Source organism: Clostridioides sp. ZZV14-6150, assembly GCF_020657875.1.
In the GTDB taxonomy this organism is placed as follows: domain Bacteria; phylum Bacillota; class Clostridia; order Peptostreptococcales; family Peptostreptococcaceae; genus Clostridioides.
On the sequence record NZ_JAGWDA010000004.1, the window covers coordinates 232,832 to 244,210 of the forward strand.

The window sequence follows — 11,379 nt, forward strand, 5'->3', positions numbered from 1 at the left end:
TCTCCCTTCATCGTTAAAACTAAAGGTTATAAATGTCATACAATTTTCTATGGATGTCTCTCATATTAGCAATAATTAAACTTTTCCCATCTAACACAATTTCTAATTGATTTATATCTAAATCGGATTCTTGTGTTTTTAAAATCACACTAAAATTTTCTTTCATATATTTAATATTTGTTTTTTTATTTCCTATTATTTTAGAAATATTCTTTTTATTAGACTTCACCAACATGTTCTTTATATTTTTATTTTGTGAAATAAGAAATTCTAAATAATCCTTTATCATCTCAGCTTCTACCAATTCTCTAAAAGCAGGGTGATACGGACCTGCTAAGACAGCTTTTCCCATTTGTATATCATCAGTAGCTTGAAGCCCAACTCTTATTACATTTATATTGTTAACATAAAATAATACAAGTACTTTTTTTACTATTCTTACACTCTCGTCAAGTGTAAATGGCTTATATTCATTTTGCTCCATCAATTTTTCCAGACCAGTCTCTTTTACCACTAAAGTTGGATAAATTCTTACACAATCTGGTTTAAGCTCTACAAATTTTTTGGCTGTAAATATACATTTTTCTTCTGTATCAGCTGGAAGTCCAACCATCATTTGTAAGCCAAGTTTAATTCCACTATTTTTTATCAACTTCGAACTCTTGTATACAACTTCTGACTGATGACCTCTAATACTATCTAATAATACTTTTTCATCTAAGGATTGTACTCCAAGCTCTATTATACTTGTCTTATATTCTTTTAACATTTCTAATATTTCTTCACTAATACAATCTGGCCTTGTGGACATTCTAATATCTTTTATAAAACCTTTTTCTACATACTCTTTGGCAACAGATAATAAACTTTTTTGTATATCTACATCTATAGCAGTAAAACTTCCACCAAAAAATGCTATTTCTACATCAGCATCCTTATCTATAGTCTTTAGACATTCTTCAATTATATTTCTTGCATCTTCACTAGTAACATCAGTACTCACACCTGTTATTTTTTTTTGATTACAAAATATACAATCATGAGGACATCCTTTGTGAGGAACAAATATAGGTATAATTCTCTTTTTCATCTACAACATCCTTCTAATCTAAATATTTCTTTTTATATTTTTACATATTATATTTATTTTTCCCATAATTTTTTCTTTAGAGCTACTTTAGCAGCCAATTGTTCTGCTTCTTTTTTGCTTTTACCTTCTCCTATACCCAAAACATCTCCATTAATTCCAACTTCCATAACAAACCTTTTATTATGGTCTGGTCCCTTTTCTTCTATAAGCCTATACCAAATATTATTTTCTCCATTTCCTTGTAATACTTCTTGAAGATGTGTTTTATAGTCTCTAAATATATTTCCCTTTCTTGAATCGTAAATTATATTTTCCATATGGTGTAATATAAATTGTCTTGCACTTTCAAATCCTCCATCAAGATATATTGCTGCTATTACAGCCTCAAATGCATCTGCTAATATTGAAGTTCTATGTCTACCTCCAGTAGATTCTTCACCTCTACCCAATAGCATATGAATCCCTAAATTTATATCATTTGCAACTTCACTTAATGAATCTTCACAAACTATGTTTGCTCTAAGTTTAGTCAATTCCCCTTCGGGCAGATTGGATTCTTCATTAAATAAATAATCACTTATCACTATTCCTAAAACTGAATCTCCTAAAAATTCTAATCTTTCATTAAAATTATATCTCTTATTTTCATTAGAATATGAACTATGTGTAAGAGCTTCTAGTATATATTCTTTATTTTTAAATTTATAATTTATAACATCTTCAAATCTTTGTATATTATCTAGTAATTTTTTACTTATCTTCATTATTACATCCCTCCAAAATCCTATTCTATAAATTCTAGTGTACTATTTTTGTGCAACTATTGCAAAACCAAAATCCAAAATACTTGTCCTCATAAAAATAAAACTACCTATGAAACAAAATATCTCATAGGCATCATAGGCAGTTTTATTTCTTATGAATTTTTATTCTCTATCATCACAATTTGAACAACCACCACATGTACAATCATCATCATCTTCATAATCATCTTCTGATGATAATATTACAGCCTTACAATCAGGACAAACAACATCTACTTCATCATCATATAACAAATCTTCGTCTATTTCTACTAATTCTCCACAATTTGGGCATTCCATTTCTATATAGCTGAAGTCCTCATCGTCATCATCTTCTTCATCTTCTTCGTAAAGATCCTCTTCCATGTCAGCAATATCTTCTTCTAAATCTGCTAAATCTTCGTCTATAGATTCAACAAAATCTTGAAGTTCTTCTTGTTGTTCATCCAATGTTACAACAGCTTCTGCAAATACTTCTAATGCATCAACTATTTTATGTATCATTTTCCCTTCTTTACTCTCAGTGCTTATTTCTAAACCTTCTGCTAAACCTTTTAAGTATGCAACTTCTTCATATAAATGTTTCATGTAACACCCCTCGCTTTCTTTTTAATATATAAACTAAAAGCTCATATATCTTATATTATTAAGACATATAAGCTTTTATATACATAAATTTTTATACTCTTGATAAATATTCACCTGTTCTAGTATCTATCTTTACTTTATCTCCAGTATTTATAAATAATGGAACTTGAACAACTGCACCAGTTTCAACTGTAGCTGCTTTAGTTACATTACTTGCTGTATCACCCTTTATTCCTGGCTCTGTATCTACAACCTCTAGCTCTGCAAAGTTTGGAGCTTCCACTTGGAATGGTTGTCCTTGATAAAATCTTATTGTCGCAACTTCATTTTCTTTTAAGAATTTAATTGCTTCTTCAACTTGTTCATAGTTTAATGGTATTTGTTCAAAATTTTCTTGGTCCATAAAATAATATAACTCACCATCATTGTATAGATATTGCATTTGTCTTGTATCTATTACAGCTTTAGGGAATTTTTCACTTGGATTAAAAGTTTCTTCTCTTATAGCTCCTGTTTTTAAGTTTCTGTATTTAGTTCTAACGAAAGCAGCTCCTTTACCTGGCTTAACGTGTTGAAAATCAACTACTAAACATGGTTGTCCATCTTTTTCAAATGTAACACCTTTTCTAAAATCACCTGCTGATACCATTTTTTGTTCCTCCATATTAAAATAAATTTCTTATTTTTTAGTAAATTTTACATTACTATGCCTTTAAAATTATATCTCTTACTTGAATTCTGTCAAGTCAGGATTACAAATTTTTACTAATATCATAATATCATAAGTTATACAATATAAACAAGTATTTGGCAGATTACTTATCCTATATTTTTATTATTTACATCTATAATCATACTTTATACATTTTATATATTGATATTATTTATCTCTACGACTACACTTTCCACTATTACTCGTTACTTTTTATTTAAAAGTAACAGATAAACATAATTTTTTAGATTTTTACAGAATAACTTTCATAAAAAATTAAAACAATTATCTTCATTAATAATACTTCTATTTAAAATTATACATTTTTAATAAAATTCCATACTTTTACTTTAAACTCAGTTTCATATTTTTGATTACGTTTTGATAATTTCAATATTATATTAATATATTCTCCATTATTAGACATTGAGACATACATTTCATCTACATAATCACCAATTTCATATCCACCAGCTTGGCTACTTTCACCATTTAAAGAATTCACAAACAACTTATTTCGTCTCTCATTTAATATAATTTCTTTGTTGCTTGTATATTCTTCATTATCAGTTGTATTTTCATCTACATATCTACATTTTATAGATGTCATTTTTTTAAAACCTTTATCATTAGAAGATAAGTTTATTATCCCCCTAGAATTACTAATGATTCCTTCTATAGATTTTGTGATTTCAATACTTTGTTGCTGTAACTCCATTTTATCTTCTATTTTAACTTTTAAATTCATTGTAAGTATAAATATAGAATATAAAGTTATCACCAGTACTACAATTACAGTTAAAGATACTGCACCTTCTAAAAGTAAATATCCACATTTACGTTTCATATTTTCCCTCTTTCAAAAGTACTCTTCCACTTACAGGTGTTATTGTTATAGTTTTATTTAATCTATCATTATATATCTCTATTGTAGTTGCTTTTTGAGGTGAGCCATCAGATTTAAATTTTATAGTTTCAATACTTCTTGCGATTCTTACATTTCTAGGCAGTACTATGGATTTAATATTTTTGCCATCTTTCCTCAATACATATCCTTCTTGTTCTTTTTGCTTTATATAGTATATATATGTATTGTAGTTGCTAAACATATTAATTCGTCTAACATATCTTATATCTGAACAAAGTTGACGTGCAAATAAATTTATTTTATGATTTTCAAGATTATCTTTTGGAAAACATATTGTAGCTATCAATAGTATTATACCTATGGATACTACTAATTCTATTACAGTCACATTCCTTCTTTTTTCAAAGTTATACACCCCTATACTTATATACATATACTAAATTTTTCTCATCAAAGTTCTTTTTTATATTTTCTATTATCTCTTGGTCTATTTCTTCTTCATCTCCATTAGTGTTTTGATTATCAAAATCTTTACTTTCAGACTCAAATACAGTTGAAAGTTCTATTTGGTCAAACGATTTAGACTCCTTAGATGTTTCAATAGAATCTTTATTACTATAATCATCATCTATATAATCTTTAATATCAATTCCTACCCATGGATTTTTAATTTTTACTCTCACTTTTATTACTTTTAAAAAGTCTTTATCTCTGGCTGTACTTGTTATATCAAACTCAAAAAAATCTCCTTTGTCATATATAGTATTGTTTTCTATTTTTAAATGAACTTCTTCTAAATTACTATAAGATGTATCTTTTATTTTTTTTATACAATCAATCGTATTATTTCCTAAGAAATAGTCTCTAAATTCTTCCTCATTATTAGATATATTAATGGCTTCCTCAACACAACAAAGTACATTACTTATTGATATTTCTATACCACTTAAAGAAGCTTCCCTTAACTTAGCATCTTTATATTCTAATTCAAATATATTATCATTACTATAAATTAAACCTATACACATAATACATACAGTGCTTATAATAGAAAATATTATCAATGTTGCTATTAATATAGAACCTTTATTATTTCGTAACATAACTGTTAAATCTTAATTGTTTTAAATCACTCTTAATTTCCATATTTATCTCATAACATTGATAATAGTTTAAAATTTGTTTCACTGTGCTATTAATCTCATAACCCTTTATGTAATTTTTATTTATTTCATCCTCAGTCAGTTGATATTCATTATTTTTTATTTTATATTTCTCATCTTCCAAGTATTTCTTTGCAATATTTAACATTTCTCTATTAGATGCATTTTTACTAATAAAACTATAGCAGCTATATAAAGATGTAGATACCAAATACACAGCTACATATAATATGGCAATACTCATTATACATTCAATTGATATAAAACCATTCTTTTTCGTTTTCAATAATAAAAACCTCTCATTAATATTTTATATTCTATAGATTAAAGCTTAAGGAATTAGTTATAAATTCTTTTCATAAATATCTTTTATACAATCATTTTCATTACTGTCTAACCTTATTCCAGTCCATATACAAAATGAACTTAGACCTTGATTTATTAACATATCAATTCCATACATAACATCTAAATTGTATTTTCTCGCCCATTTTATAAGGCTTGTTTCATGAGGCTTGTACACTATATCACATACTAGTATTTTTTTGTTTGGAATCAATGATTCATCGATTGGACATAAGTTATTCCCCATACCTATTGGTGTAGTATTTATAAGTATATCAATTTTACTTAAATCATTTTTATCAACTTCTTTAGTGCTATAGTCTACATCTAATTTAAAACTAGACTTTATTATATTTGATATTTCCCTTGCTTTATCTATACTTCTATTTCTTATTTCTATAGATTTTACATTATTAAATGCAAGTTCAATAGAAATGCTTCTACACGCACCTCCACAGCCTAATATCATGACCTTTTTGTCTTTTAGGTCAAACCCATTTTCAATTACAGATTTTACAAATCCAACTCCATCAGTATTATATCCTTTTAATACACCTCCCTCATTCTTAATAGTATTAACTGCTCCTACTAATTTTGCTTTGTAATCAATACAATCCAAGTATTTAATTATATTTACCTTATGAGGTATTGTCACATTACAACCCTCTATACCCATACTTTTTATGGACTCTACTGTTTTTCCTAAATCTTTTGGCTCTACATCAAAACATACATAAACATTATTTTGTTTGTATTTTTCAAATAAATAATTATGCATGATTGGTGAAAAGCTTTGTTTCACTGGATGTCCTAAAAGACATATAAGCTTTGTTTCGCTATTTACAATCATATCTTCCTCCCTTTTATTTATTGACATCTAAAATTCAATTTATACCAAATAAACTAATAATTTATCTGTCTTATTTTTTATATATTCAACAAAAAATTAAACTTAAGTTCTTCTTTTTAATGTTATATTACAGCCAAAAGTTTGTAAATATATGTTTTAAATTCTAACAGTATACATATTATTTTATTGAATAACAGTCAACTTGGATAAGTCTCCTTCATATAATTTAAAGTGACCGTTAAAAAGGGGGGTGACTTATTGGCAGCGCTTAAATCTTTTGAAAAACCCTTAACCCCTGAAGAAGAGATTGAGTATTTAACTAAATTTAAAATAGAAAATGATAAAAGTGCAAAAGATACATTGATTGAAAGAAACATGAGATTAGTAGCTTATATCGCAAAAAAATACAACAATTCGACAGAAGATCAGGATGATTTAATATCTATAGGTACAATAGGATTAATAAAAGCTATAGAAACTTATAATATAGATAAAGGAACTCGACTGGCAACATATGCTTCTAGATGTATTGAAAATGAAATTTTAATGAATATCAGATCTAACAAAAAAAACAAATCACAAGTATCTCTACAAGACCCTATCGGAACAGATAAAGAAGGTAATGAAATAAACACTACTCTTTATATGTTATTTTCTACTATTATATAATACTAATATTAAATCAAAAATACTCTTCTTAATTATCTCAAACTAAAGAAGATATTGATAACTTTATTAGTCTTCAATATCTTCTTCTTGTAAATTTTTAAAATAATCTTCTAACTTATTTAGTTTTTCCTCATCTAAAACTTCATCATCATGTAAGGCTGAAATAAAACTCTTGAATGAATTGTTATGCATAAAACTAAAGAAGCTCTTTGTCTCTACCCTTAAATAGTCTGTTTCTTTTATAGCTATAGTATAATGTGTACATCTATCTACCTTATTAGTAGTTAAAAAACCCTTATCTACTAAATTTTTTAGGAATGTTAATGTTGTACTTTTTTTCCAGTCATACTTTAATTTCATAGCTTCTATGACATCCCTTGATGCTAATACATCATCTACTCCCCAAATATACTTCATCACTTTTAATTCTGCATGTGGTAATTTATTAACCTTCATTAGTTTACACCTCTTACCAATTTATGTATAACTAAATTCTATAACAATAAGAGTATATAATCAATTAAATTAGGATAAGTATATTTTCCAATTTATTCCACAAAAATAAGTACTCCTGCAAAAGAGTATTTTTAGTGTATATTAATGAAAGCATACAATACAATTATAACACGTCTTATGTTTTAGTATGATAATTTTTACTATTACTTTATAATATAAATTAGTACTTTTTCGCTTCCTTTAAGATTAAAAGTTCTTCTCTTAATTTTTGGTTTTCAGCCTTCAATGCAAGCAGTTCAGCATTTTCCTCATGTATAATGTCTATAGGCTTTAATACAAAAAATGTATCAATAATTCTTTTTAAGATGCTAAGAATAAAAGTGAATAACATTATTGATAATACCAGTCCCCAAGATGATTCATCATAGATTTCTTTATATTTTATAAAAACATCATTATTTAATATATAAGCAGCTAATAGGAAAATTGTTGTGTTCTCAACACTACATTTAAACCTATATATCGAGCCATGCATTAATCTCAATAGATAAATATACTTGTTACCTTTCCAAAACCTGTTATAAATCTTCTCTAAGAGTATTGAACAGAGAAATAAAATTATTGATACCACACTAAGTATTGTAAAAAAGTGTAGTCCTAGATTCAAAATTAAAGATATATAGTAAAGAACTTTAGTCCCTAAAAGGTCTTTTATGACTGATATTGTATTCCCTAAAAAATATTCGCAAACTAATAGTAGAATAAGCCCCATAGAAAACAATGGTTTTAGGTATGAAATTTTAGTTTGTTGTTCTTTTTCATCTTTATTAATAAACCAAGAAAAAAAAGCATTAAGTAATTGTGGCATATGTTATTATATCCTTTCAATTTTTAATTTATATAATAATTATACCTTTACTAAATATAAAGGACAATAAAATAAGTTGATTTTTGCTTTGTGAAAAGTTAGAAACTATATTTATATATACCATGATATTTACAGATATCGTACAAATCTCATTTATTGAATAAGATAAAATCTAATGCCTTATAAAGTTTATCAAACTTGTAATTATAGTTTATAATTATAGAATCGTTCGACAAATTGCTGATATAAACTCTTAAATATGCTATAAATTAAAGTATATTATATAACATTGTAGGAGGGATTTTATGGATTTTGGGGAAGTTAAATCAGAGTTAAGTGACAAAGACCTTAAAGATAATGAAGAAGATTTAAACAAGTATAAAAAATATTATTTAAAAGTTTATAAGTATTATAGTGAAATGGATTCCATAAAAAGTATTCAAGATATAGAAATAGAGCAATCTAGGCTTAAAGGACAGTTACAAAAAAATAGTAACCCCATTTTTGCTCTGTATATATCTATAATGGCTGTTGTATTTTCTACAACAATTAACTTAACATTTGATTTATCAGATATCACTAATTATTTTATTAGAATGATTATGACACTTTTATTTATTGTACTTCTTATTTTTTTAGTTAACAAGGGCATTCTTCCAATAGCTATACCTTATAGAAATAATATACAATTTTATACAACAGCTCTAGAAGTGCTAGAAAGTATGAAAAATGAAAAACTTAGAGAAAGAAAATATAAAAAAAGAAGGTAACAACTAACTCTAGTTGCTACCTTCTAATCTATTTATTTATAAAATCCAATGCTTTGTAAAGTGTATCAAATCTATCATTACCCTTTATCATTGTGTATTTTTCTTTAGTTATAGAACCTATCTTATTACATGCTCCTCCACCTACGACATAAAGATTTTGCGTCTGGCCAGGTACATAATCTTTTATATCGCATACTCTACATTCTTCTTTCTTATAATTCCAACCAATAACCTCAGCTGGTATTCTGTCAACCTCTCCATCATAGACTATTGTGTATTTTATCATTTTATTCACTCCCCCACTACTTATATTCTTATTTAATATACCCTCAGCTATTAGCTTTGCAACTGTATTTTTATTTTTAATATAATAATCTGTATCTGCTTTACTATCTACAAAACATACTTCAATTAATATTGCTGGTGCTTTCGTATGACTAAGCCAGTAAAGCCCTCTAACATCTGATTTTGCACCTCTATTTTTAAATACTGTTGCTAATTTATCATTAACTTTTTTAGCATATACTTTGCCATTGTTAGTTTTGTATATTGTCTCTGTGCCCATAGAATTTAGAGTTGTTTTATTTGCGTTGAAATGGATTTGTACTGCTAGGTCTACATCTTGTTTATTTGCTATTTGACATTGCTCTGCTAAGTAGTTATTAGATTTATCTACTTTTCCAGTATATACAGTAGCTCCACCTTGTTTCAACCATTTTACTATTAAATCAGTTAAAATTCTATTTTCTTTTCCTTCGTCTATATAGCCAGTTGCTCCTGTTCCTTTTCCACTTAATGTATGTCCTGGTACTATTGCTATTTTCATTATTTATCACCATCCTTCAACTGTTTGTAAACTTGATTTGCTCCTATTGCAACTCCCCAACATAAAATTCCTTGTAAGATTGAACTTGGATTTAATCCTAACATCCAAATAGAAAATCCTATACCAAGTATCAATAATACTACTGGAATATACTTGTTATCTAACTGTTTATACTTCTTACAACCGAACCCCAAAACATAAAGAGCAGCAACTAAAATTAGTAACTGCTCGGGTATGAAACTTATTAAATTATCCATCTTTTATTTTCCTCCTAATTAAAATATTCCTCGCTGAATAGCAAATATAAAGAATCCTACAAGGGTTGTAATCATAGTTCCTATCAACCACTTGAGCATACTTGTAAGTGAGTTTAAGTTCTCACATAATGCTTTTAATTCTGCTTTAGACTCTATATTTGCTATCTTTAATTCGTCTATTTCTTCTCCATGTTTATTTATTCTTGTTTCATGTCTTTTTAAATCTGCTTCGAAAAGTTCTTCATTCATGAAAACCTCCTTATTTGTATTAAAATAAGACTTAGAAATTATCTAAGTCTTATAAAAAATTCTTAATGCTATTATTCTATATTTGGTTTATCTGTTTAATCTTTTTATTTCTGCTTTTTACTCATATGCTCTCCAAGTAAACACTCCACCGCTTCTAACTTCAACATCATCACACCTAGGTCCGTCATCTGAATTAGATAATACAAGTTTAAATGAATTAGATGTTATGTTACTTATCTTAATAATTCCTTTTGCATAATAAGCAGCTCCTTCAATTTTTTCTGCTCCTAAATTAATATCATTTAGATTAGAAATATTACTAAATAAAATACTGTCTCCTTTTGAAGTCCAAGCTGGTAAGGTATTAATTATAATTATACTTGGTACAAAATCTAAATTCATTAATATATCTAAAGTAGCAGATTCCTTTTGCCCTTTTATATAAAAATTATAGTTGTCATATGCTGTGAAAGTGTAACTACCAGTTGCCAATCTCTTTCTTTGTTTTATCTTATTATTTAACTGTGTTATATTATTATTCTTTTCAGTTAATTGATTTTTTAAATCCTGTACACTAGCATCTGAACTATCAAAAGATTGCTTTATCTTCTCTGACAATTCCACTAAAGAATTATTTAAACTTGATTCAATATTTTTTAATGCTAATACATTTATGATAGAAGTTTTACCATTTATTAAGCCATGTTTCATTTCTTTAACTTTACTTGCTATATCTTGTAGACTGGCATCATCACCTAATGGCATTATATTCTTACTTATACTTACAACTTTTTCTGCTGTAGCATTAGCACTGTCTGTAACAACTATTTTAAGCGTGTGTAGTGCATTATCTTCTAATGTATAG

16 protein-coding genes and 1 pseudogene are annotated in these 11,379 nt (G+C 26.9%); 2 read left to right on the forward strand and 15 right to left on the reverse strand.

Translation table 11 applies throughout. The annotated features are described in order from the left end of the window. Nucleotides 1-19: 19 nt before the first annotated feature. From KGF41_RS07185 to aroE, 9 genes are all read right to left on the reverse strand, one after another. Nucleotides 20-1,090: an elongator complex protein 3 gene (locus tag KGF41_RS07185; RefSeq protein WP_227827147.1), complete on the reverse strand. Its 1,071-nt coding sequence runs from the start codon at nt 1,088-1,090 to the stop codon at nt 20-22. Nucleotides 1,091-1,143: 53 nt separating this feature from the next. Further along, nucleotides 1,144-1,854, reverse strand: coding sequence for a ribonuclease III (gene rnc, locus KGF41_RS07190; RefSeq protein WP_227827146.1), 711 nt, complete (start codon nt 1,852-1,854; stop codon nt 1,144-1,146). Nucleotides 1,855-2,016: 162 nt separating this feature from the next. Then, nucleotides 2,017-2,481, reverse strand: coding sequence for a CD1247 N-terminal domain-containing protein (locus KGF41_RS07195; protein WP_227827145.1), 465 nt, complete (start codon nt 2,479-2,481; stop codon nt 2,017-2,019). A 91-nt stretch (nt 2,482-2,572) separates the two neighbouring features. Next, a complete protein-coding gene (gene efp / locus KGF41_RS07200) occupies nt 2,573-3,130 on the reverse strand; it encodes an elongation factor P (RefSeq protein ID WP_227827144.1) in 558 nt (185 codons plus the stop codon). A gap of 379 nt (nt 3,131-3,509) precedes the next feature. Beyond that, complete coding sequence (locus KGF41_RS07205; protein ID WP_227827143.1) at nt 3,510-4,040, reverse strand: hypothetical protein; 531 nt, start codon at nt 4,038-4,040, stop codon at nt 3,510-3,512. Next, nucleotides 4,030-4,494 (reverse strand): Tfp pilus assembly protein FimT/FimU, encoded by a 465-nt coding sequence (locus KGF41_RS07210; protein ID WP_227854589.1) that lies wholly within the window; start codon nt 4,492-4,494, stop codon nt 4,030-4,032. Before KGF41_RS07210 ends, KGF41_RS07205 begins: the two co-directional genes overlap by 11 nt. Continuing rightward, the gene (locus tag KGF41_RS07215; RefSeq protein WP_227827141.1) at nt 4,469-5,164 is read right to left on the reverse strand and encodes a hypothetical protein; all 696 of its coding nucleotides are present in this window, start codon (nt 5,162-5,164) and stop codon (nt 4,469-4,471) included. Before KGF41_RS07215 ends, KGF41_RS07210 begins: the two co-directional genes overlap by 26 nt. Beyond that, entirely contained in the window at nt 5,151-5,510 is a 360-nt protein-coding gene (locus tag KGF41_RS07220; RefSeq protein WP_227827140.1) for a hypothetical protein, read from the reverse strand. The genes KGF41_RS07215 and KGF41_RS07220 overlap by 14 nt, the downstream gene beginning before the upstream one ends. Nucleotides 5,511-5,567: 57 nt before the next feature. Then, nucleotides 5,568-6,419 (reverse strand): shikimate dehydrogenase, encoded by an 852-nt coding sequence (gene aroE / locus KGF41_RS07225; RefSeq protein ID WP_227827139.1) that lies wholly within the window; start codon nt 6,417-6,419, stop codon nt 5,568-5,570. A gap of 258 nt (nt 6,420-6,677) precedes the next feature. On the opposite strand from aroE, the gene KGF41_RS07230 reads away from it, so the two are divergent. After that, entirely contained in the window at nt 6,678-7,088 is a 411-nt protein-coding gene (locus tag KGF41_RS07230; RefSeq protein ID WP_227856526.1) for a sigma-70 family RNA polymerase sigma factor, read from the forward strand. A gap of 66 nt (nt 7,089-7,154) precedes the next feature. Here the strand turns inward: KGF41_RS07230 and KGF41_RS07235 are convergent, their stop codons facing one another. Together KGF41_RS07235 and KGF41_RS07240 are read right to left on the reverse strand one after the other, a co-directional pair. Beyond that, a complete protein-coding gene (locus tag KGF41_RS07235; protein ID WP_227856527.1) occupies nt 7,155-7,544 on the reverse strand; it encodes a BlaI/MecI/CopY family transcriptional regulator in 390 nt (129 codons plus the stop codon). A 220-nt stretch (nt 7,545-7,764) separates the two neighbouring features. Next, nucleotides 7,765-8,412: a hypothetical protein gene (locus tag KGF41_RS07240; RefSeq protein WP_227856528.1), complete on the reverse strand. Its 648-nt coding sequence runs from the start codon at nt 8,410-8,412 to the stop codon at nt 7,765-7,767. A gap of 305 nt (nt 8,413-8,717) precedes the next feature. Here KGF41_RS07240 and KGF41_RS07245 point away from each other — a divergent pair, with 305 nt between their 5' ends. Continuing rightward, entirely contained in the window at nt 8,718-9,182 is a 465-nt protein-coding gene (locus tag KGF41_RS07245) for a hypothetical protein (protein ID WP_227856529.1), read from the forward strand. A 28-nt stretch (nt 9,183-9,210) separates the two neighbouring features. On the opposite strand, the gene KGF41_RS07250 is transcribed toward KGF41_RS07245, so the two are convergent. The 4 genes and pseudogenes from KGF41_RS07250 to KGF41_RS07265 all read right to left on the reverse strand — a co-directional run. Beyond that, entirely contained in the window at nt 9,211-10,008 is a 798-nt protein-coding gene (locus KGF41_RS07250) for an N-acetylmuramoyl-L-alanine amidase (RefSeq protein WP_227856530.1), read from the reverse strand. Then, entirely contained in the window at nt 10,008-10,265 is a 258-nt protein-coding gene (locus tag KGF41_RS07255) for a phage holin family protein (protein WP_227856531.1), read from the reverse strand. Before KGF41_RS07255 ends, KGF41_RS07250 begins: the two co-directional genes overlap by 1 nt. A gap of 18 nt (nt 10,266-10,283) precedes the next feature. Continuing rightward, nucleotides 10,284-10,514 carry a hemolysin XhlA family protein gene (locus KGF41_RS07260; RefSeq protein WP_022582756.1) on the reverse strand — a complete coding sequence of 77 codons (231 nt, stop codon included), beginning with the start codon at nt 10,512-10,514 and terminating at the stop codon, nt 10,284-10,286. 117 nt (nt 10,515-10,631) lie between these two features. Then, nucleotides 10,632-11,379 (reverse strand): annotated as a pseudogene (locus KGF41_RS07265) (hypothetical protein); the annotation flags it as partial.

Coding starts and splice junctions, on each gene's coding strand:
- KGF41_RS07185 (WP_227827147.1), bottom strand. CDS start 1,090: ATGAAAAAGAGAATTATACCTATATTTGTTCCTCACAAAGGATGTCCT.
- rnc (WP_227827146.1), bottom strand. CDS start 1,854: ATGAAGATAAGTAAAAAATTACTAGATAATATACAAAGATTTGAAGAT.
- KGF41_RS07195 (WP_227827145.1), bottom strand. CDS start 2,481: ATGAAACATTTATATGAAGAAGTTGCATACTTAAAAGGTTTAGCAGAA.
- efp (WP_227827144.1), bottom strand. CDS start 3,130: ATGGTATCAGCAGGTGATTTTAGAAAAGGTGTTACATTTGAAAAAGAT.
- KGF41_RS07205 (WP_227827143.1), bottom strand. CDS start 4,040: ATGAAACGTAAATGTGGATATTTACTTTTAGAAGGTGCAGTATCTTTA.
- KGF41_RS07210 (WP_227854589.1), bottom strand. CDS start 4,494: ATGTATATAAGTATAGGGGTGTATAACTTTGAAAAAAGAAGGAATGTG.
- KGF41_RS07215 (WP_227827141.1), bottom strand. CDS start 5,164: ATGTTACGAAATAATAAAGGTTCTATATTAATAGCAACATTGATAATA.
- aroE (WP_227827139.1), bottom strand. CDS start 6,419: ATGATTGTAAATAGCGAAACAAAGCTTATATGTCTTTTAGGACATCCA.
- KGF41_RS07235 (WP_227856527.1), bottom strand. CDS start 7,544: ATGAAGGTTAATAAATTACCACATGCAGAATTAAAAGTGATGAAGTAT.
- KGF41_RS07240 (WP_227856528.1), bottom strand. CDS start 8,412: ATGCCACAATTACTTAATGCTTTTTTTTCTTGGTTTATTAATAAAGAT.
- KGF41_RS07245 (WP_227856529.1), top strand. CDS start 8,718: ATGGATTTTGGGGAAGTTAAATCAGAGTTAAGTGACAAAGACCTTAAA.
- KGF41_RS07250 (WP_227856530.1), bottom strand. CDS start 10,008: ATGAAAATAGCAATAGTACCAGGACATACATTAAGTGGAAAAGGAACA.
- KGF41_RS07255 (WP_227856531.1), bottom strand. CDS start 10,265: ATGGATAATTTAATAAGTTTCATACCCGAGCAGTTACTAATTTTAGTT.
- KGF41_RS07260 (WP_022582756.1), bottom strand. CDS start 10,514: ATGAATGAAGAACTTTTCGAAGCAGATTTAAAAAGACATGAAACAAGA.